Here is a 20,905-nt window from a genome sequence, read left to right as displayed (position 1 = left end):
CCGTGCCCCATGTGATCACCCAGTCGTGTTGCAGCGACGGGTCCTGCGTGTACGCCTGCCCGGTCAACTGCATCCACCCGTCGCCCGACGAGCCGGGGTTCGCGACGGCCGAGATGCTCTACATCGACCCCGTGGCGTGCGTGGATTGTGGCGCGTGCGTCTCGGCGTGCCCGGTCGGCGCCATCGCGCCGGACACCAAGCTCACCGAAGACCAGCAGGTGTTCGTCGAACTCAACGCGGCGTTCTATCCTAAGCGGGAGGGCAAGCTGCCCCCGACGTCGAAGCTGGCGCCGGTGGCCGAGGCGCCCGCGGTGCACCCCCGGCCGGGTGGACCCCTGACCGTCGCGATCGTCGGCTCAGGACCCGCCGCCATGTACGCCGCGGACGAACTGCTCACCCAGCAGGGCGTGCGGGTCAACGTGTTCGAGAAGTTGCCGACCCCATACGGTTTGGTGCGCGCGGGCGTGGCGCCCGATCACCAGACCACCAAGCGCGTCACCACGTTGTTCGACCGCATCGCCGGCCTGCGGGGCTTCACGTTCTACCTCAACGTCGAGGTCGGACGGCATGTCTCGCTGGCCGATCTGGCCAAGCATCACCACGCCGTGCTGTATGCCGTTGGCGCGCCGACCGACCGTCGCCTCGACGTCGACGGCATGGCGCTGCCGGGCACCAACACCGCGACCGAGATGGTGGCCTGGATCAACGGTCATCCCGAATATGCCGACCTCCCAGTCGATCTGGGCACGGAGTGCGTCGTGGTGATCGGCAACGGCAACGTGGCCCTCGACGTGGCGCGGATCCTCACCACCGATCCCGACGCGCTGGCCCGTACCGACATCTCCGACCACGCCCTCGCGGCGCTCCGCGACTCCCGGGTGCGGGAGGTCGTCGTGGCCGCTCGCCGCGGCCCTTCGGCGTCTGCGTTCACGCTGCCAGAGCTGATCGGCCTGACCACCACGCACGAGGTGGTGCTGTCCGCCGAGGATCACGACCTGGTTCGCCACGATCTGCTGACCGAGTCAGATCCCTTGACCCGCAACAAACTCGAGTTACTGGCCAAGCTGGGGGACGCGTCCGCGCCGATCGTCCGACCCCGGATCCGGTTGGCCTACCGCCTGACCCCGCTGCGCGTGCTCGGGGACGAGAAGGTCGAGGGCGTCGCCTTCACCGTCACCGGAACCGACGAGGTCCGCGAGGTTGCGGCGGGGATGGTGCTGACGTCGATCGGCTACCGCGGCAAGCCAATTCGAGACCTCCCCTTCGACGAGTCCACTGCCGTCGTGCCCAACGACGGTGGACGCGTCGACGGAACGCCTGGCGTGTACGTCGCCGGCTGGATCAAGCGGGGCCCGACGGGCTTCATCGGCACCAACAAGTCGTGTGCGGCGGAGACCGTCCGCAATCTCGTCGCCGACTACAACGCGGGGCTCCTCCCCGATCCCACCCCCCGGCCATCGGCGCTGGTCGGGTTGGTCCGCGCCCGGCAGCCCGACGTCGTCGACGCGGCGGGCTGGGCGGCGATCGACCACGCGGAGATCGCACGCGGCGGAACGGACCGTCCGCGCGACAAGTTCACCGCGGTCCCCGACATGCTCGCCGCGGCCGCCGAGGCGCCGACCCCGTCGCTGGGACGGCGCCTGCTGTCGGGATTGCGCTTGTAGCCCTACCCGACCATTTTCGGAAAAGGGGCGCACGGGTCCCGGTGCGGGCGTATGCAAATTGCATGAGAGCTGCGGCGTTCGTCGGTCGGGTGGGTGAGTTGGCGGTGGCGCTCGGCGTCGGCGCGGCGTTGTTCACCGGAACGGGGACGGCGTGGGCCGACCCGTCCTCGGAGTCGTCGGACGCCGCACCCGCATCGTCTCCGTCGGGCTCGACGTCCGAGTCGACGTCGGAATCCGCGTCGGGTTCGGCCGACGGGGAGACCACGGGCGCGACGACGGGATCGTCGACCCACGCGTCCTCGCCGTCCGTGACGACGGCCGGGCCGTCGTCCACGGTGAGCGCGTCGACGGTGACCGTCACCGCGGACGACACCGACACCGAGACCGAGACCGAGGCGGAACCCGCCGACGGACCCGCGGTCGCACCCAAGGCCAAGAAGGCCTCCGCCAAGACAGCGGACCTCACCGCGTCGCCGGTCAGCACGGTCGCCGCCAACGAGGTCCGGACCAACGTCGACGACGCTGACCGGCAAGGGAATTCGACGGCACCGCAACAGAAGTCCGCGGCCACGGTGGCAGTGGCGGCTGCGGTGGCGGTGCAACGCTCGCCGGAGCCGGCCGTACCGTCGCTGCGTCCGTGGCCCACCGCGTTCGATCCGATCACGGTGGTCACCTACGTCACCGGCTTGGTGTCCAGTGTGGTCAACGCCGTGCTGAGTCCGTTCGCCGCGGGCGCCCCGGCCCTGCCGTCGGATCCGACGCCGTGGGCGCTGCTGGCCTGGGTGCGCCGCGAACTGTTCAACGACTCGCCGACGGTCACCGCCCGGCCGCAGACCCAGAGCCTCAACGTCGACGGGGACGTCGTCGTCACGGGCAACGTGGGCGCCGCCGACGCCGACGGCGACGCGACGACCTACACCGTCGTCGGCCGGCCCCTCAACGGCGGAACCGTGACGGTCGCGGCGAACGGCGACTTCACCTACCGGCCCATGAACGCGATGGCGGCCGTCGGCGGAACCGACCAGTTCACCGTCGTCGTCAGCGACGAAGCCGCCGGTTTCCACCTTCACGGCCCGCTGGGACTGCTGCAGTTCGTGCCGATCCTCGGCAGCTTCCTCGATCCGAGCGGCGGCCACCGGGTCGCCACGACCATCACCGTCACGGTCACGCCGGTCGACGGTGTCGACCTGTCCCTGCCTACCGGGTTCCAGTGGGGCGTCGCCCATGCGGGGTTCCAGGCCGAAGGCGGGCCGGGTTCGCCCGTGGACCCCAACTCCGACTGGTACCGGTGGGTGCATGACCCCGTCAACCAGTTCCTCGGCCTGACCCACGGAGTGCCCGAGAACGGTCCGGGCACCTACGTCTCCTACGACACCGACGCCGCGCTGGCCCACGACGAACTCGGCATGAACACGTTCCGGATGGGCATCGAGTGGAGCCGGATCTTCCCGAATTCGACTGCGGGGGTGGACATCTCCGACGGTGACGGCACGGTCAGCCTGGCCGACCTGCAGGCCCTCGACCAGTTGGCCGACCAGGACGAGGTGGCGCACTATCGGGCGGTCTTCGCGTCGCTTCGCGCACATGGGCTCGAACCGCTCGTCACGGTCAACCACTTCACGCTGCCGTCATGGGTCGACGACCCGATCACCGCGCGGCCGCTGATCCAGTTGGGTCTGCCCGCACCGGCAGCGGGCTGGCTGACGCCCACCACCCCGGCCGAGTTCGAGAAGTTCGCGGCCTACGTCGCGTGGAAATACGGCGACCAGGTCGACGACTGGGCAACCCTGAACGAACCGTTCTCGCCCGTCCTCACCGAGTTCCTCGCCATCCCCGGACTCGTCCCGGCCTGGCCGCCCGGCGTGATTCGACCCGATCTCGCGTCGACGTTCCTGGTCAACGAGGCCAGGGGGCACGTCGCCGCCTATGACGCAATACACCTGTGGGACAAGGTCTCCGCGACTGCGGGCAAGCCGGCGGCGTTCGTCGGCTTCACCAACAACATGATTCCGGCGCGGCCGGCGAACCCGGTGAACCCACTCGACGTGCAGGCCGCCGCCGCCTGGAACTCCTTCTACAACGGTTGGTTCCCGAACGCGGTGGTCGACGGCTGGGTCGACGCGAACTTCGACGGCATCAAGACCGCCGACGAGGTGCACCCGGAGTTCACGAACAAGGCCGACTGGATTGGCGTGCAGTACTACGGTTCCCAACCGATGCAGGGCTTCGGCGTCGCGCCGATCCCCGGATTCCCGTTCCTGCGCGGGCTGCCAGTGCGCTGCACGCCGTCTCCGACGTGCAGTGACTTCAACCAGCCGACCGATCCCGGGGGCTTCCGCGAGGTGCTCGAGCTCGCCGCGTCCTATGGAAAACCGTTGTGGGTGACCGAGAACGGAATCGCCGACGCCGGCGACTCGAAGCGTCCGCCGTACATCGTCAACCACATCGCCGTCGTGCAGGACATGGTCGCCCACGACACCCCGATCCTCGGCTACACGTACTGGTCGTTCGTCGACAACCTCGAGTGGGCCGAGGGCTACGACCTCCAGTTCGGGCTGTACGGCTCCGATCCGAGCACCCCCGAACTGGAACGCACGCCAAAGCCCGCGAGCATCTCGGCGATCAGCCAGATCACCAAGGCCAACGCCCTGCCCACCGCGCTCCTGGCGGCCTACCTGCCCGGCGTCGGCGGTCTGTAGAACGCCGGCACGATGAGGCGTGCGGTGCCGCGCCGGTAGCGTTCGGCTGGTCGCCCGCCGCGTCGCCCCGGTGAGGCGGGCGCGCCCTCGACCGCCTGCACCAGTCCCGGGGTGGCGAGGATCTTGCGACGGAAGTTCGCGGCGTCCAGGGGCACGCCCCAGACGGCCTCGTACACGTGGCGCAGCGCAGCTAGGGTGAACGGTTCCTCGACGAAGTGCATTGCCAGCGTGGTGTATTCGAGCTTGGCGCGGACCCTCTCGAGGGTGTCGTCGACGATCCTGCGGTGGTCGAAGGCCAGCCGGGGCACCGTGGCGACGGGGGTCCACCTCGCCTGCGACGCGTCGGTGCCCGCGACCGCCTCGGGCAGGTCGGGGGCCAGCGCGACGAAGGCGACCGACACGACGTGCAGCCCGGCGGCCATCCGCGGATCGCGCGCCGGGTCGCTGTAGGTGGCCAGCTGTTCGAGGTGCGGTTGCGCGCGGACGCCCGTCTCCTCGAGCAACTCGCGGTATGCCGCGTCCTCGGCCGACTCCTGGCCGTGCCGGACGTGCCCGCCTGGCAACGCCCACCGCCCGCGGTGTGGATGCTCACCGCGGCGGACGAGCAGGATGCAGAGCTGGTCGTAGCGCACCGTGAACACCGCAAGGTCGACGGTGAGCGCGAACGGCGGAAACGCGGTGGGGTCGTAGTTGCGAAGGAACGCCGACTCGTCGTCGGATGGCCGGCTCACGGGGTGGCCTCGAAGCCGGGTCCGCGAAGCGGATCGCCGAAGCTCGTACCCAACTGCAGCAGGGGGTCGACCGTGGCGACGGCGAGCTCGAGTCGTTCGGACGACGATCCGGTGAGTAGTACCCAGGACCGTCCCGCCGCCGTCAGGGCGTCGGCGAACCAGTTGGTCATCGCGGCCCGGACCTTCAGGTCGCCCTCTCTCATGCCGTCGTCGAGCCAGGGGACGCCGCGATGGTCGGTGAGCAGGTATACCGCGCGCTTCGGCACCGCCGTCCACGGCTGTCCGGTGCGCGCCGCGGGCCCCAGGTAGCGGCGCTCCCAGACCGCGGTCGCGAACGCGTCGGTGTCGCAGATCAGCAGCGGGGAGCCCGCCCGTGCCGCTCGCTCCTCTGACGCGGTCTGCTCGGCGGCCACCCGGTCGAAGTCTGCGGCGCCCCACACCAATTCGGTCAGCGGCTGGTCGGGACCGGCGGCCCACTTCGCAGCGGTGTAGTCGCGCCCGTACTCCGGCACGCACCGGGTGTCGGCCCACGTGCCGCCGCGGGCGGCGTAGTGCGACTGCAGGAGTTCGGCGATCGTGGTGGTGCCGGTCGACTCGGCGCCCACCACCACGACGCGGACCGCCAGGCCGGCCCGCGTCGACGGCGCCAGCTCGTGCCACCGGGCGGCGAGGTCGCGTCGCACCGCCGTGCTGCTCGATGCGGTACGCCGAAGCGCGACCGCCGAGGCGTGGAATCGTCGCGCGAGTTCGTCGCCGTAGGCGTCTCCGCAGTACACGGCATCCACGGGACGGTCGGCGCCGGACGCCCGCAGAGCCGCCCGCATCGCGGCGACCTGGGCCGTCCACACGCGGTCGTCGGTGACGTCGAGCGGCGCGTCGCAGGGTATTCCGGCGATCCGCACGTTCGCCTCCGGTCGATGCTCGTCGCGCAGCCAGGCCATCCGGTCGGCCAGTGCGACGGTCTCCCGCGCCGACGACATCACCACCACGGTGACCTCGTCGCATTGCGTGGCGGCGAGGCGAATGGCGGCGTGATGGCCGGCGTGCGGCGGATAGAACTTGCCGATGAACAGGCCGTGGCGATACTCGGTCACGGGACGCCGACTCCCTCGCGCAGCGGCGACGGGTCGTCCTCGTCGGCGCGGAGCCACGACCGCAGACCCGCGACGCACAGCGCGAGGAACAGGACGTACACGATCGCGGTGAGGTTGAGGTCCTTGGAGAGGTACAGCGGAACGTAGATGCAGTCCGCGGCAATCCAGAAGTACCACGTCTGAATTCGCTTGCCGTTCAACAGCCATTGTGCGGCAAGGGACAGGCACGTGGTGAAGGCGTCCAGCAGTGGCGCGGAATCGTGTGCGGCGTGCAACACGACGAACAGCGCGGCGGTCCCCAGCACCACGAACCCGAGGCACCAGGCCATTTCGCGCCGCGGGGCGCGGGTCACGACGAGCGGTGCGTCGCCGCCGCGGTGCCGCACCCACTGCCACCAGCCGGCGACGCCGAGTGCGATGAAGACGAGCTGCAGACCGGCGTCGGCCCAGAGCCGTGCCGAACCGAAGAGCAGCAGGAAGAACGCACAGTTGGCGATGCCGACGGGGAAGTTCCACACGTTCCTGCGCACGGTCAGCGCGACGCACAGTCCGCCGGTGAGGAATCCGAGCAATTCGACCCAGGTCACCGGCTCGCTCGCCATGGTGAACGCCACGGAGGACAGCGGGCGGATCAGCGCCGCGAACCAGTCGAGCATCGGACCTCCCGAAGTTAAAGTCGATATGACTATAACCCGGAGGGCGGTTCGCGGATACCCGTCTTTCGCCCTACTTCATGGCGGCCATCGCCGCGGCGATCTCCTCGCTGCTGACCTCTCGCATGGGCTGCCCAAGGGACCACATGTGCCCGAACGGGTCCCGGATCACCCCGTAGCGGTCGCCCCAGAACATGTCGTCGAGCGGGGCGACGACGGTGGCACCGGCGTCGACCGCGCGTTGGAACTGGGTCTCGACGTCGGTCACGGTGAGGTGGATCGACACCGGCGTGCCACCGAGGGACGTCGGCGTCATGGACTTGCCGCCGGTCATCTCGGGAAAGTCGTCGTTGAGCATGACGACCGAACCGTTTATTCGCAGCGCCGCGTTGACCAGCTTGCCGTCCGGCCCGGGAACACGACCGAGCTCCTCGGCGCCGAACGCGGCGACGTAGAAGTCGATGGCCGCGGCGGCGTCGTCGACGATCAGGTAGGGGGAGACGGCCGGTTGCACTTCGATTGCCATGGTGGTTCCTCTCGACGTGGGTGGGTCACTACTACCGACCAGCCGCGGTCCGATTTCTCATCAGAAGGGTGGTGGGCTCGGATCGCCGTCGAGGGCGTGTTCGACGGGGGGTGTGGGTGTGGTGGTGCGCGCGCGGTGGTTGGCGCGCCATTCGGCGGCGATGTGATGGGCCCGTTGGTGCGCGCGGGTGCGCCGGCGGCGCGGCATCTTCGCCGTGCGGTCGGAACCGTTCAGCACACGGTCTCGGGCGTCGAGGACGATCGGGGCCGTCGGCGCGCGCAACCGTGGAAAGACGACTGCGCTGCCGGGGTGGGTGACGTACCGGTCCCCGGCCGGTGAGGTCCAGATGACCGTGCCGTCGACGAGTTGTTCGTCGGACCAACCCCAAAACGTCTTGACGAGATGATGAAAACGGCACAGGCACTTCAGGTTCGACGCCTGCGTCGGCCCGCCGCGACCATGGGGGATCGTGTGGTCCAGGTCGGACCGAGTGGCCGGGGCGTTGCAGCCGGGGAAGCGGCACGTCAGGTCCCGGCACCGCACGTAGTCCGCCAACCCCCGCGACGGCACGTACCCACCCTCGGGTCGGCAGTCCACCGGGTGCACCAGTGGGCGAAGCCGGGCGGCCTTGGCCAGCTCGGTGACCATCTCCGGTGGGATCAACCCCTCGAACCCGATCATCGCCGCCGGCGCGTTGTCCGTGCCGTCGACGGTGGACTGCTCGGCGATCACGTGGATCACCACGGTGCTGGCGGCCTTGCCGCCGGCCGGGCAGTCCGGGCGCCCGCAGCGGCAGCCGAGGCGGTCCGCGCCGGCGGTGAGCGCCCCGATGGCATCGGCTCGACGTGCGGCCATGGGGCGGCCGTCGGCCTCACACACCGTGTTGGCCAACGCGGTGAGGCGTTCGTTGAAGGCGTGCCCGTCGGGGGCGGAGACGGTGGCGTGGATCTCGGTCAATCCGTTGTCCACGTCGCCGACGACGACGTCGCGCCCGGCGACCCGATCGCGCCGCCGCCGCACGGCGTCGAGGTCGACCTTGGCGATGACCCGGTCGATGCGCGCGGCGAGCTGGGAGCGGTTGCACGACCCCCAGCGCGGGGCGGTCACCGCCAGTTCGGCGTCCACCGCGGCCAACGTGTCGTCGTCGACGATCAGCCCGGTCCGGAACACACAGGCCCGGAAGGTGGTTTCGTCGACGTCGCCGGCGATGAACGCCCTACCCAAGCGGGGCAGCGAGAACCGCAGGGCGTGGGCGTAGCGGACGTGGCTGGCGGCCAGGTCGCGGCTGATGCCCAGGGCGGCAGCGACTTCCAGGGTGACCGCGTCGGTGGCGCACAGGTCGGTGGCGCCCGCGTCCTCGGCCAGTCGCAACGACACCAGCTCTCCGATCGCGACGAGCCGTTCGGCGGCGGCGCAGGCCTCGGCCCGCGCAGCCGAGCACATCCGCTGCAGCAACGCCGCCGACGCCAACGACACCAGCTCTCCGATCGCGACGAGCCGTTCGGCGGCGGCGCAGGCCTCGGCCCGCGCAGCCGAGCACATCCGCTGCAGCAACGCCGCCGACGCGCCCCATTCGCTCATGTGTTCGATTGTGGGCGGGGGGTACGACACCTACACGACGGAGAATCCCGACGGCAGATCCGATCGACCGGTCAGCGCCAGCAGCACGGGTCCGGCAGTGCCGAGGCGAACGCTGATCCGCGCCGCCAGCACCGTCGCCTCGGCGAGCACGTCGTCCGGGAGTGCGAGGTCCAGTCCCGTGGCCCTGGCGACGTCGAGGCCGTGGACCGCGAGCTCGAACACCCGCGTCGGCAGATAGGTGCTGAGCCGGAGGCCCAGACCGCCGATGACGGTGATCAGCGGATCGTCCACGGCCGCCACGTCGTCGAGGGCGCGCTCGAGCAAGGTGTCCACGGTCGCGGCGGGGTGCTCGCCGAGATCGCGACCCGCTTGGCGGCCGCGTTCGACGATCGCTCCCGCGTCGGCGGTCGTGACGTGCTCGCGCACCCAGGCGTAGTACTCGGCCGCGCTCGTCACGTCTTCGCGCTCGGCGGGTGCCCGAAGATAGGTGCTCACCGTGATCAGCGAGCGCGACGCGTGTCCCACCAGCGCCCGCAGGTCCCACTCCCCGAGACCCGGTCCGTCCCAAGCAGATTCGGGGACGGAGCGGACGAGGTTGGCGAAGGCCGTCCCCGCGGAGCGGAAGGTCTCGTTCACGACGACGCGATCAGATCCCAGCCCACGACCGATTCCGGACTGCGTGGCTCCGGCCCCACGTAGATCGCGGCCGGGCGCACCAGCTTGCCAAGTCGCTTCTGCTCCAGGATGTGCGCGCACCAACCCGCGGTGCGTCCGCACGTGAACATCGCGGGCATCATCGTCGGAGGAACGCCCGCGAAGTCGAGGATCACGGCTGCCCAGAACTCGACGTTGGTCTCGATGGCCCGATCCGGGCGGCGCTCCCGCAACTCGGCGAGGGCGGCCTGCTCGAGCGCGCGGGCCACCTCGAAGCGCGGCGCCTGCAGTCGCTCGGCGGTTGCGCGGAGCACCCGCGCCCGCGGGTCCTCGGCACGGTAGACGCGGTGTCCGAAGCCCATCAGCTTGTCGTTGCGATCCAGGATGGCCTTGACCACGGCACGGGCGTCGCCGGAGCGCTCGACCTCCTCGATCATCGGCAGGACGCGCGCGGGTGCGCCGCCGTGCAGCGGGCCGCTCATCGCCCCGACGGCCCCCGACAGCGACGCCGCGACGTCGGCACCGGTCGACGCGATCACCCGCGCAGTGAAGGTGGACGCGTTCATGCCGTGTTCGGCGGCGGTGACCCAGTAGGCGTCGATGGCCTCGACCTGCCGGGGATCCGGGTCGCCCTTCCACCGGGTCATGAAACGTTCTGTGACGGTGGAACACTCGTCGATGGTCCGCTGTCCGACGGCGGGGCGGTGGATGCCGCGGGCCGACTGTGCGACGTAGGACAGCGCCATTACCGAGGCGCGGGCCAACTGGTTGCGGGCGGTCTCGTCGTCGATGTCGAGCAGCGGCTGATAGCCCCAGATGGGGGCGAGCATCGCCAGGCCGGCCTGTACGTCGACCCGGACGTCGCCGGTGTGGATGGGCAGCGGGAACGGCTCCGCGGGGGTCAGGCCCCGGCCGAAGGCGCCGTCGACCAGCAGCGACCACACGTCACCGAACGTGACGTGCTTGGCCACCAGGTCTTCGACGTCGACGCCGCGATAGCGCAGCGCACCGCCGTCCTTGTCCGGTTCGGCGATCTGCGTGGTGAAGGCGACGACGCCTTCGAGGCCCTCTACGAACCCGTCGGGAATGTTGGACGCGTCGGTCATGAGCAGATTCTCGCACCATGGCCACCGGCGGTTGCTACCGGTTGGTAACCCGGCGCCACGCTGGGCGTAGCGTCTGACGGGTGGTTTTAGACGGTGACGAGCATTTGGCTCGCATGCGCGTGGAGTACGGATCGCCCGAGAAGGACGGCAGTCCCGACCTCGACGCCGACTGGCTGGCCGACGGATGGATCGCCCTGCTGCGCAAGTGGTTAGCCGACGCCGAAGATGCCGGGATCGCGGAGCCGAACGCCATCGTCGTCGGCACGGTCGACGCGGAGGGAAGGCCTGCCACCCGGACGGTGTTGTGCAAGGGCGTGGACGAGACCGGCATCACCTTCTACACCAACTACGACTCCGACAAGGGGGCGCAGTTGGCCGCCTCGCCGTACGCGTCGGCGACCTTCCCGTGGTACGCCCTCGGGCGCCAAGTGCACCTGCGCGGACCCGTCGCCAAGGTCGCGGCGGAGGTGACGGCCGAATATTGGTCCAAACGGCCCCGCGGGTCGCAGCTGGGAGCGTGGGCGTCGCATCAGTCCCACGCGATCGCGTCCCGTGAGGCGCTGCAGCGGCAACTCGCGGACGTCACCGAACGCTTCGCCGACGTCGAGTCCGTGCCCGTCCCGCCGAACTGGGGTGGGTACCTGATCTCGCCCGAGGTCGTCGAGTTCTGGCAGGGCCGGGAGAACAGGGTGCACAACCGAATCCGGGTGAGCGGCACGCGCGTCGAGCGTCTGCAGCCGTAGGGGTGGCGAGCCTCTTCGCCGACACCGCGCCGCTGCGATCGCCGGACTTCCGGCGGCTGTGGTTCGCCGGCATCGTCACCGTCATCGGCGGCAACCTCACGATCTTCGCCGTCCCGGTGCAGCTGTACGCGCTGACGCAGAACTCGGCCTACGTCGGATTGTCCGGCCTCTTCGCGCTGGTGCCGTTGGTCGTCTTCGGGCTGTGGGGCGGCGCCTGGGCCGACGCCATGGATCGCCGGCTGCTGCTGATCATCGCCTCCATCGGGCTGGCGGTGTCGTCGGTGCTGCTGTGGGTGCAGGCCGCGCTCGGGTTGGACAACGTGTGGGTGGTCCTCTGTCTGCTCTCGGTGCAGCAGGCGTTCTTCGCCGTCAACAGCCCGACCAGGTCGGCGGCGATCCCACGCATGGTCCCCGAGGATCAGTTGCCCGCGGCGAACTCGCTGAACATGACCGTCATGCAGTTCGGCGCGATCGTCGGTCCGCTGCTCGCCGGCGTGCTCCTGCACTTCGTCGACCTGTCCACGCTCTATGCGATCGACGCGCTGACGTGCATCGCGCCCATCGTCGCGACGTGGCGCCTGGCGAAGATGCCACCGACCGGAACCACCCAGGGCGCCTCGAAGTGGGGTTTCGCCGCGGTCTTCGACGGCTTCCGGTACCTGGCCGGCAACCGGGTGGTGCTGATGTCCTTCGTCGTCGACCTGATCGCGATGATCTTCGGCATGCCCCGGGCGCTGTTCCCGCAGATGGCGCACGAGAGCTTCGGAGGGCCCGTCGAGGGAGGCAGCGCGATGGCCTACCTCTCGGCAGCGATCGCGGTCGGTGCCGTCCTCGGCGGCGTGTTCTCCGGCTGGTTGCCGCGGATCAGTCGGCAGGGCCTTGCCGTGGTGCTCGCGATCGTGGTGTGGGGTGTGGCGATGATCGGGTTCGGGTTGGCTGCCGGTCTGGCCGGCGGACACGCCGGTGCGTTGCTGTGGATCGCGCTGGCATTCCTCGCGATGGGCGGCGCCGCGGACATGGTGTCGTCGGCGTTTCGGTCGACGATTCTGCAGCAGGCGGCATCCGATGACGTGCGCGGCCGGCTCCAGGGCGTGTTCACCGTGGTCGTCGCCGGTGGACCACGTTTGGCCGACACGGTCCACGGTGCGTCGGCAGCCGTCGTCGGCACCACGGTGGCCGCGGCGGGCGGCGGTGCCCTCGTCGTCGTCGGCGTCGTGGTTGCGGCGCTGCTGGTCCCCGCGTTCGTCCGCTACCGGGTCTGAGTTCGCTGCTACCGGCTTCATCTGTGTAGGGGGGCTAGCATCTTCCCCGTGGACGACGTGTCGAACGATTCGCCCAGCCTCCGGGAGAGCAAGAAGCTTCGGACGCGCGCGGTGCTGATCGACGCCGCGGTGGACCTGTGTCTCAGGCAGGGCTACCAGCAGACGACCGTCGAGCAGATCGCCGCCTCGGCGGACGTGTCGACGCGAACCTTCAGCCGGTACTTCCCGACGAAGGACGCGGTGTTCCTGACGCTCCTCGACGACTACGTCCACCAGGTCGCCGACGAGCTCGAGGCGGTGGACGCCGGCGTGGGTCCGCTCGAAGCGATGCGCCAGGCCCACACCGGCGTGCTGGCGCGAGTCGCGACGCGGCAGGCCGGCAGGCTGACCACCGACCGCATCGTCCTGATGCTGCGCGTGATCAACGCCTCCGAGGCGTTGAAGCAGTCGGCCCTGGAGTTCCGGCACGACCGGACGCAGGACGTGCTCGCCAAGCGGATGGGGGTGGAGGTGGACGACCCGCGGGCGCGGCTGGTCCACGTCGTCTTCTCGGCCACCATCGTCGACGCGTGTGGGGACTTGGTCTCCGATACCGACCGTATCCGGCTGGGGCCGTTGATCATGGTCGACCGGCTCAACGAGGCGCTCGCGCAGGTGGCGTGGATGGCGCGTGACCTGCAGTCCCCGGTGGCGGACGCGGACTACGAGCCAGCCCGTGGCTAGGAACGCCTCGCCCCGCGGGCTGCGGGAGCGCAAGAAGATGCGGACCCGTGCGACGCTGATCGACGCGGCGGCCGAGCTGTGTCTGCGTCAGGGGTACGACAACACCACCGTCGACCAGATCGCCACGGCGGCCGAGGTCTCGCCGAGGACGTTCAGCCGGTACTTCCCGAGCAAGGTGTCCGTCGTCGCCGCGATCACCGACGACCTGGACGAGCTGATCGCCGAGGCGATGGAGCGGCTTCCCGACGACATCACCGCGTACGACGCGTTGCTCGCAGCCTCGCTCGAGGTGTTGAGCTCCAGGGACGGTGTCGAGTCGCCCGGCTTCCGCCGGATGGCGATGCTGATCCGGATCATCAACGGGTCGACGTCCTACCGGGCGTCCGCCCTGGCGCTTCGGCACGACGTCACGAACAAGGCGACGATGCGCGTGATGGCTCGCCGGATGAACGTCCCGGTCGACGATCGGGCGGTGACGTTGGTGACCGACGTGTGGGCGGTCATCTTCTCCGACTCGTTCGCCGGACTGGGCCAACCCGGCAACCACGAGATCGCACCCGACGTCATTTGCGCGCGGCTGGCCGCCACGGTGGCGTTGTTTCGCAACACGTGGAGACCGTGGGCGCGCGTTCCGGCTGGCGACCGCCAACCCCACACGAGCGCGTGAAACCGATAGCGACTACCTTCCACTAGTGACGGACAGCTTCGTTCCGGTCGACAACCGTAGAAGGGGTTAACGTGCCCGAAGACTCCAGTTCTCGCCACGATTCGGACGAGGTCGCCACCCTCCGTTACCCAGGGGGCGAGATCGACCTGGAAATCGTGAAGGCGACGGAGGGATCCGACGGCATCGCACTGGGGTCGCTGCTGGCGAAGACCGGATACACCACGTTCGACGGCGGTTTCGTGAACACCTCGTCGACGAAGAGCTCCATCTGCTACATCGACGGCGACGCGGGCATCCTGCGCTACCGCGGCTATCCGATCGAGCAGTTGGCGGAGAAGTCGACCTTCATCGAGGTCAGCTACCTGCTGATCTACGGCGAGCTCCCGACGACCGACGAGCTCGAGAAGTTCACGACGCAGATCCAGCGCCACACCCTGCTGCACGAGGATCTCAAGCGCTTCTTCGACGGCTTCCCGCGCAACGCCCACCCCATGCCGGTGCTCTCCAGCGCGGTGAACGCGCTGTCGGCGTACTACCCGGACTCGGTCGACCCGCTGGACAAGGAGCAGGTCGAGCTCTCGACGATCCGACTGCTGGCCAAGCTGCCGACCATCGCCGCCTACGCCTACAAGAAGTCGGTTGGCCAGCCGTTCCTGTACCCCGACAATTCGCTCACGCTGGTCGAGAACTTCCTGCGGATGACGTTCGGCTTCCCCGCCGAGCCCTACGAGGTCGACCCGGAGATCGTGCGGGCGCTGGACCTGCTACTCATCCTGCACGCCGACCACGAGCAGAACTGCTCGACGTCGACGGTCCGGCTGGTCGGCTCGTCGCAGGCCAACCTCTTCACCTCGGTGTCCGGTGGCATCAACGCGCTGTGGGGCCCGCTGCACGGCGGCGCCAACCAGGCCGTGCTGGAGATGCTGGAGAAGATCCGCTCCGGGGACGACGACGTCGCGACCTTCGTCAAGAAGGTCAAGAACCGCGAAGAGGGCGTGAAGCTGATGGGCTTCGGGCACCGCGTGTACAAGAACTACGATCCGCGGGCCCGCATCGTCAAGGAGCAGGCCGACAAGATCCTCGGCAAGCTCGGCGTCAACGACGAGCTGCTCGACATCGCCAAGCAGCTCGAAGAGGTGGCGCTGACCGACGACTTCTTCGTCGAGCGCAAGCTGTACCCGAACGTCGACTTCTACACCGGCGTGATCTACCGGGCGATGGGCTTCCCGACGCGGATGTTCACGGTGCTGTTTGCGCTCGGCCGGCTGCCGGGGTGGATCGCGCACTGGCGTGAGATGCACGAGTCGCCCAGCAAGATTGGTCGGCCGCGCCAGATCTACACCGGCTACAACGAGCGCGACTACACCGACATGGGTGGTCGTTAGTCCCGCACCGGTGTCTGCTGCACCACATCCTTTGCGTTGGTAATGGTTGTAGGTTCACAATCGTTGTGTGAACACAAGTATTGAGCTGACCCCACGGCGCAAGGCCATCATCCTGGTGTCCTGTTGCCTGAGTCTGCTGATCGTCTCGATGGACGCGACGATCGTCAACGTCGCCATCCCCAGCATCCGCACCGATCTGCATGCCTCGCCGTCGCAACTGCAGTGGGTGGTCGACGTCTACACCCTGGTGCTGGCGTCCCTGCTGATGCTCTCCGGAGCGACGGGAGACCGCTTCGGCCGCCGTCGGGTGTTCCAGATCGGCCTGGTCGTGTTCGCCATCGGGTCCCTGCTGTGCAGCATGGCGCCCAACATCGACACGCTGATCGTCGCGCGCCTGCTGCAGGCCGTCGGCGGGTCGATGCTCAATCCCGTTGCCCTGTCCATCATTTCGCAGATCTTCACCGGTCGCGTCGAGCGGGCCCGGGCGCTGGGCTTCTGGGGTGCGGTCGTCGGGATCTCGATGGCCCTCGGCCCGGTGGTCGGCGGATTCCTGATCGAGCTGATCAGTTGGCGCGCCGTGTTCTGGATCAACCTGCCGATCTGTCTGGCCGCGGTGGTGCTGACCGCGATCTTCGTCCCGGAGACCAAGTCGAAGACCATGCGCAACATCGACCCGATCGGCCAGGGGCTGGCGGTCACGTTCCTCTTCGGCGTGGTGTTCACCCTCATCGAGGGACCGGGCTACGGCTGGACCAACCCCCGGGTCGTCGCGGTCGCGGTGGTCGCGGTGATCGCCTTCGGAGCCTTCCTGCGGTACGAGTCCACGCGCCACGACCCGTTCATCGACCTCCGCTTCTTCCGCAGCGTTCCCTTCGCGGGGGCCACGGTGACCGCCATCTGTGCGTTCTCGGCGTGGGGGGCCTTCCTGTTCATGATGTCGCTGTACCTGCAGGGTGAGCGCGGCTACTCGGCGATGTACACCGGAATGATCTACGCGCCGATTGCCATTGGCGCACTGGTGTTCTCGCCGATCTCGGGTCGGATGGTCGGCCGGTTCGGGGCCCGGCCGTCCCTGCTGGCGGCAGGCGTCCTGATCACCACGGCGTCGGTGCTGCTGACGTTCCTGACCAAGACCACTCCGGTGTGGGGGCTGCTCGTCATCTTCGCCGTGTTCGGCATCGGCTTCTCGATGGTGAACGCTCCGATCACCAACGCCGCGGTGAGCGGCATGCCACTGGACCGGGCCGGCGCGGCGTCGGCCGTGACCTCCACCAGCCGGCAGATCGGGGTGAGCATCGGCGTCGCGCTCTGCGGTTCCATCGCGGGGGCGGCGATCTCACACAGCGGAGCGGACTTCGCCGCCTCGGCGCGGCCACTGTGGTTCACGTGCATCGGCGTCGGCGTGATCATCACGGTGCTCGGATTCTTCTCCACCACCCCGGCGGCGTTCCGGTCGGCCGAACGGTTGGCCCCGCTGATCGCCGGTGACGCCGAATCGAAGGTGGCCGCCAATGTCCGCTGACGCCGACCTGGCCGACGACGTCTGGCGCGCGATGGCGTCGGTGGTGTTCGACAACCGCGACCGGTGGAGGCGCGACGTCGTCGAAACCTCGGGTCTGCCGTTCAGCCGCATCCGCGTCCTCCGCCGGCTGGCCAGGCGGCCGATGACCGCCACCGAGATCGCCGAGGCCGCCACCATGGACGCGCCCGCCACCAGCGTCGCGGTCAACGACCTCGAGGGCCGCGGATTGGTCGTGCGAGAGACGAATCCGAACAACCGCAGATGCAAGGTGGTGTCGCTGACCGACGAGGGTCGGCGAATGGTCGCGAGCATCGAGGGCGTCGACGATCCGGCGCCGCGTCCGTTCGCGACGTTGAGCCGAGACGAGCTGGTGGCTCTCCAGGCGGTCCTGGCGAAGTTGGCGGCCGGCTAACGAACTGACGGTATCGTCGATTACGGCCGACTGCCCGACGCGCGCGAATATTCTTGTCTCGTCCACCGGGAAGGCGACGAGATGACGGTGTGCCGGGCATGTGACTCCGAGTTGCGCGCGGCCGCCAAGTTCTGCGACGAGTGTGGCGCGTCGACTCAGCCCGCCGATTCAGCCGAGTACAAGCACGTGACGGTGCTCTTCGCCGACGTCGTGCACTCGATGGACATCGCGGTCGCCCTGGGGTCGGAACGCTTGCGCGAGCTCATGGCAGACGTCTTCGACGTCTCGGCCGACGCGGTCAGACGATACGGAGGAACCGTCGACAAGTTCACCGGTGACGGCATCATGGCCGTCTTCGGGGCTCCGGTCGCCCTCGAAGACCATGCGCTGCGCGGGTGTCTCGCAGCGCTCAACCTGCAGGGGGAAGTGCGTCGACTCGCCGTCCGATTCGGCCGCGACGGGGTCGACGTCGCGGTCAGGGTCGGCCTGAACTCGGGTCAGGTCGTCGTCGGGAAGCTCGGCGCCGGATCGCGCGCGTACACCGCGATCGGTGAGGCGGTCGGGATGGCGCAGCGGATGGAGTCGGTGGCGCCTCCGGGTGGGGTGGTGATCTCGGAGTCGACGGCGAGACTCGTCGACGAGGTCGTCGACCTCGACGAACCCGACTTCCTCGTCGTGAAGGGCTTCGCCAAGCCGGTATCCGTGCGCAGGCTGCTGCAGGTCAAGCCGCACCACGCCCTTTCCGGACGCGCCGACTCGCCGCTCATCGGCCGAAAATGGGAGATGGCCGTTCTCGAAGGGACCTTCGACGAGATCCTCGACGGATGCGGCGGCACGAGCGTCGGATTGTGTGGGCCCGCAGGGATCGGCAAGAGCCGGGTCGTCCGGGAGATCGCGGCGATCGCCGCCACCCGGGGTGTCCAAGTGTTCCGCGCGCGGTGCGAGTCGATTGCCAAGGAGGTGCCGTTTCACGTCGTCGCCCAACTGCTGCGTGCCGTGATGAAGGTCGGTGACTCCGAATCCAGTTCTGACAGAGAACAACTCAAGAGGCAGTTGCCCGACGTCGGCAATGACGACCTGTTGCTGCTCGGCGACCTGCTCGGTATCAACGACCCCGACGTGGTCATCCCGGCACTCCATCCAGATGCCAGACGCAGGCGACTGACGGCGTTGATCCGTGGCGCCTGGACCACGCAGCGATCACCCGCGGTGTACATCGTCGAGAACGCGCAATGGATCGACGAGATCAGTGAATCCATGCTGGCCGACTTCACCGCGGTGATCTCGCGGACCGATTCGATGGCCCTCATCACCTACCGGCCGGAGTATCGCGGCGCATTGTCCCGGTTGGCCGATGGGCGAACCATCACCCTGGCGCCCTTGAGTCACCGGGAAACCTCGGAACTGATTGCCGAGCAGTTGGGTGCAGACGACTCGCTGGCGGGCTTGGCGATGACGATCGCCGAACGCGCCGTAGGCAATCCGTTCTTCGTCAAGGAAATCGTGCGGGATCTTGCCGAGCGGGGCATCTTGCACGGTCGGCGCGGCGCATACAGGTTCAACGCCGCCGTGGCGGACGTCAGCGTGCCGCCGACTCTGTACGCCGTCATCGCGGCACGGATCGACCGGCTGGACGACGCGGCGAAGCGCACCCTCAACGCCGCCGCGGTCGTCGGAACACGTTGCACCGCAGATCTTCTGACCACGATCGGCGTCGAGCCGGCGTTCGACGCGCTGGTGGACGCCGAGATGGTGGATCAGGTGAAGTTCTCCTCGCCCGAGGAGTACGTCTTCCGGCAGCCCATGATCCGCACCGTGGCCTACGAAACGTTGCTCCGGGCTGAACGCGCCGACGTCCATCGGCGGGTGGCGGCGGCGATCGAGGCGCGCGAACCGGACCTGGTGGACCAGAATGCCGCGCTGATCGGCGAGCACCTCGAAGCGGCCGGAGACAACGGCGCGGCCCATGGCTGGCACATGCGCGCCGGCGCATGGTCGAGAAACCGCGACATTGCCGCGGCGCGGTTGAGTTGGGCGAGAGCGCGACACGTCGCGCAGGCGCTTCCGGTCGACGACCCGAATCGCCTGGCCATGCGCATCGCGGCGGGTACGTTGCTCTGCGCGACGGCCTACCGTACGGCGGAGAGCATGTCCCACAGCGGTTTTCAGGAGGTTCGCGAGCTCGCCTCCGCGGCGGGGGACAAGCGGTCGCTGGCGCTGGCGATGCTCGGGCAGTACACCGACCACATGGTGCACGGCAGAGTCGCCGAAGCATCCGCTCTTGGCACCGAGGTTCGGGCGCTACTCGACGCGATCGGTGATCCCACGCTGACCGTCGGGCTGTCCGTCGCCCCGATGATCGTCAAACAGGAGACCGGCGAGATCAGCGAGCTGCTGACGTGGTCGCAGACGGCGATCGAGCTGGCCGACGGCGATCCGACCATGGGCGACATCGTGTTCGGGTCGCCGCTGGCGCTGGCGCTCGTATTCCGCGGCATCGCCAAATGCTGGCTCGGACTCGCGGACTGGCAGAAGGACTTTCGCGACTCCCTGGCCATGGCCCGCACGACGGACCGCCTGACCTACAGCAAGTGCGTGGTCTACAAGCACAGCGTGGCGACGTTGCAATGCGTCCTGCTGCCGGATGACTCCACCGTCGGCGAAGTGGAGGAGGCGCTGAGCATCGCCTCGGACCACGGCGACCACCACGCCGTCGCCCTGGCCACCTACTGCCTGGGTGGCGTTCTCCTCGAACGGGGGTCCGCCGACCGCCGTCGGGGCAGGCACCTCCTGGCCGAGATCCGCGAGATGGCGGATCGCGGTCACTTCTACCGAAGCGAGCTCGCCGTCCTGGATCTCTTCCACGCGCGCGAGCTGGCGCGCGACGGTCACCTCGACATCGCCGTCGACGAGCTGCGGGACGCGGGCATCCGCGTCTTTCGGCGCGGTCAGTTCGCCCACGGCGTCATGGCCACCCGATTCCTCGTCGAGGCGCTGCTGCAGCGCGGCGGAATGGGGGACGTGCGGGAGGCCGAGGCGGCGATCGAACGCCTGGCCTCAGCGGGGAGGGACGATCTGGCGGTCGTCGAACTGGTCCTGCTTCGGCTGAGGGCGCTGGTGGCACGGGCGCGAGACGACGACGTCACCTGCCGGGAGTTGCTCACCAGATGTCGCGAGCGGGCGACGGCCCTGGGCTTCGAGGGTCACGTCGCGATGGCTCAGTTCAGATAGCCCTCGACTTCACTCTCGGGACGCACGCTCGCCTGGTCGGGATCCTTGCCCGTCTCGCGCAGCGCGCGGCGCTGACGCAGCAGATCCCAGCACTGGTCCAGCTGCACCTCGAGACCACGAAGTCGGCGATGCTCCTCGGTCTCGTCGATCTCGCCGTGCTGGAGCTTGGCGCGCAATTCCTTCTCCTCGGCGACCAGGTCGTTGACTTGGGCGAGGATGTCGGCATCTTTGTTCGGGTCAGTAGCCACGGCT

The 20,905-nt window shown here is 68.9% G+C and carries 18 protein-coding genes; 10 read left to right on the top strand and 8 right to left on the bottom strand.

Annotation, left to right across the window (positions count from 1 at the left end; translation table 11 throughout):
- Positions 1-2: 2 nt before the first annotated feature.
- Complete coding sequence (locus tag H7J06_RS31455; protein ID WP_264043821.1) at positions 3-1,664, top strand: FAD-dependent oxidoreductase; 1,662 nt, start codon at positions 3-5, stop codon at positions 1,662-1,664.
- Between the two features lie 62 nt (positions 1,665-1,726).
- Entirely contained in the window at positions 1,727-4,363 is a 2,637-nt protein-coding gene (locus H7J06_RS31450; protein ID WP_264043819.1) for a family 1 glycosylhydrolase, read from the top strand.
- Here H7J06_RS31450 and H7J06_RS31445 read toward each other — a convergent pair.
- The 7 genes from H7J06_RS31445 to H7J06_RS31415 all read right to left on the bottom strand — a co-directional run bounded on the left by H7J06_RS31445 (position 4,336) and on the right by H7J06_RS31415 (position 10,708).
- Positions 4,336-5,094 (bottom strand): NUDIX hydrolase, encoded by a 759-nt coding sequence (locus H7J06_RS31445; protein ID WP_308205851.1) that lies wholly within the window; start codon positions 5,092-5,094, stop codon positions 4,336-4,338. The genes H7J06_RS31450 and H7J06_RS31445 overlap by 28 nt on opposite strands.
- Positions 5,091-6,188 carry an AAA family ATPase gene (locus tag H7J06_RS31440; RefSeq protein WP_264043817.1) on the bottom strand — a complete coding sequence of 366 codons (1,098 nt, stop codon included), beginning with the start codon at positions 6,186-6,188 and terminating at the stop codon, positions 5,091-5,093. The genes H7J06_RS31445 and H7J06_RS31440 overlap by 4 nt, the downstream gene beginning before the upstream one ends.
- Complete coding sequence (gene pnuC / locus H7J06_RS31435) at positions 6,185-6,844, bottom strand: nicotinamide riboside transporter PnuC (protein WP_264043815.1); 660 nt, start codon at positions 6,842-6,844, stop codon at positions 6,185-6,187. Before pnuC ends, H7J06_RS31440 begins: the two co-directional genes overlap by 4 nt.
- Before the next feature lie 70 nt (positions 6,845-6,914).
- The gene (locus H7J06_RS31430; RefSeq protein WP_264043813.1) at positions 6,915-7,367 is read right to left on the bottom strand and encodes a VOC family protein; all 453 of its coding nucleotides are present in this window, start codon (positions 7,365-7,367) and stop codon (positions 6,915-6,917) included.
- Between the two features lie 60 nt (positions 7,368-7,427).
- Positions 7,428-8,948, bottom strand: a complete 1,521-nt coding sequence (locus tag H7J06_RS31425) for an HNH endonuclease signature motif containing protein (RefSeq protein WP_264043811.1) — start codon at positions 8,946-8,948, stop codon at positions 7,428-7,430.
- Positions 8,949-8,978: 30 nt separating this feature from the next.
- Positions 8,979-9,584: a maleylpyruvate isomerase N-terminal domain-containing protein gene (locus tag H7J06_RS31420; RefSeq protein ID WP_264043809.1), complete on the bottom strand. Its 606-nt coding sequence runs from the start codon at positions 9,582-9,584 to the stop codon at positions 8,979-8,981.
- Positions 9,581-10,708, bottom strand: a complete 1,128-nt coding sequence (locus H7J06_RS31415; protein WP_264043807.1) for a citrate synthase 2 — start codon at positions 10,706-10,708, stop codon at positions 9,581-9,583. The genes H7J06_RS31420 and H7J06_RS31415 overlap by 4 nt, the downstream gene beginning before the upstream one ends.
- 113 nt (positions 10,709-10,821) lie before the next feature.
- Here H7J06_RS31415 and pdxH point away from each other — a divergent pair, with 113 nt between their 5' ends.
- From pdxH to H7J06_RS31375, 8 genes are all read left to right on the top strand, one after another.
- Positions 10,822-11,451 (top strand): pyridoxamine 5'-phosphate oxidase, encoded by a 630-nt coding sequence (gene pdxH, locus H7J06_RS31410; RefSeq protein ID WP_264043887.1) that lies wholly within the window; start codon positions 10,822-10,824, stop codon positions 11,449-11,451.
- 2 nt (positions 11,452-11,453) lie between these two features.
- Positions 11,454-12,713: an MFS transporter gene (locus H7J06_RS31405; protein WP_264043805.1), complete on the top strand. Its 1,260-nt coding sequence runs from the start codon at positions 11,454-11,456 to the stop codon at positions 12,711-12,713.
- Positions 12,714-12,761: 48 nt separating this feature from the next.
- Positions 12,762-13,436, top strand: coding sequence for a TetR/AcrR family transcriptional regulator (locus H7J06_RS31400; RefSeq protein ID WP_264043803.1), 675 nt, complete (start codon positions 12,762-12,764; stop codon positions 13,434-13,436).
- Positions 13,429-14,103 (top strand): TetR/AcrR family transcriptional regulator, encoded by a 675-nt coding sequence (locus H7J06_RS31395; protein WP_264043801.1) that lies wholly within the window; start codon positions 13,429-13,431, stop codon positions 14,101-14,103. Before H7J06_RS31400 ends, H7J06_RS31395 begins: the two co-directional genes overlap by 8 nt.
- Before the next feature lie 71 nt (positions 14,104-14,174).
- Entirely contained in the window at positions 14,175-15,488 is a 1,314-nt protein-coding gene (locus H7J06_RS31390; protein WP_264043799.1) for a citrate synthase, read from the top strand.
- Between the two features lie 85 nt (positions 15,489-15,573).
- A complete protein-coding gene (locus H7J06_RS31385) occupies positions 15,574-17,010 on the top strand; it encodes an MFS transporter (RefSeq protein ID WP_275080148.1) in 1,437 nt (478 codons plus the stop codon).
- Positions 17,000-17,422, top strand: coding sequence for a MarR family winged helix-turn-helix transcriptional regulator (locus tag H7J06_RS31380; protein ID WP_264043794.1), 423 nt, complete (start codon positions 17,000-17,002; stop codon positions 17,420-17,422). Before H7J06_RS31385 ends, H7J06_RS31380 begins: the two co-directional genes overlap by 11 nt.
- 81 nt (positions 17,423-17,503) lie before the next feature.
- A complete protein-coding gene (locus H7J06_RS31375) occupies positions 17,504-20,653 on the top strand; it encodes an ATP-binding protein (RefSeq protein ID WP_264043792.1) in 3,150 nt (1,049 codons plus the stop codon).
- Here the strand turns inward: H7J06_RS31375 and H7J06_RS31370 are convergent.
- Positions 20,641-20,901 carry a DUF2630 family protein gene (locus H7J06_RS31370; protein ID WP_264043790.1) on the bottom strand — a complete coding sequence of 87 codons (261 nt, stop codon included), beginning with the start codon at positions 20,899-20,901 and terminating at the stop codon, positions 20,641-20,643. The genes H7J06_RS31375 and H7J06_RS31370 overlap by 13 nt on opposite strands.
- Positions 20,902-20,905: the final 4 nt, after the last annotated feature.

This window comes from Mycolicibacterium hodleri, from assembly GCF_025822245.1.
GTDB classification, from domain to species: Bacteria; Actinomycetota; Actinomycetes; order Mycobacteriales; family Mycobacteriaceae; genus Mycobacterium; species Mycobacterium hodleri.
The sequence above is the reverse complement of the archived record's forward strand: the minus strand, read 5'-3'. Positions and strand labels throughout refer to the sequence as shown.

Coding starts and splice junctions, on each gene's coding strand:
- H7J06_RS31375 (WP_264043792.1), top strand. CDS start 17,504: ATGACGGTGTGCCGGGCATGTGACTCCGAGTTGCGCGCGGCCGCCAAG.
- pdxH (WP_264043887.1), top strand. CDS start 10,822: ATGCGCGTGGAGTACGGATCGCCCGAGAAGGACGGCAGTCCCGACCTC.
- H7J06_RS31425 (WP_264043811.1), bottom strand. CDS start 8,948: ATGAGCGAATGGGGCGCGTCGGCGGCGTTGCTGCAGCGGATGTGCTCG.
- H7J06_RS31415 (WP_264043807.1), bottom strand. CDS start 10,708: ATGACCGACGCGTCCAACATTCCCGACGGGTTCGTAGAGGGCCTCGAA.
- H7J06_RS31430 (WP_264043813.1), bottom strand. CDS start 7,367: ATGGCAATCGAAGTGCAACCGGCCGTCTCCCCCTACCTGATCGTCGAC.
- H7J06_RS31450 (WP_264043819.1), top strand. CDS start 1,727: ATGAGAGCTGCGGCGTTCGTCGGTCGGGTGGGTGAGTTGGCGGTGGCG.
- H7J06_RS31380 (WP_264043794.1), top strand. CDS start 17,000: ATGTCCGCTGACGCCGACCTGGCCGACGACGTCTGGCGCGCGATGGCG.
- pnuC (WP_264043815.1), bottom strand. CDS start 6,844: ATGCTCGACTGGTTCGCGGCGCTGATCCGCCCGCTGTCCTCCGTGGCG.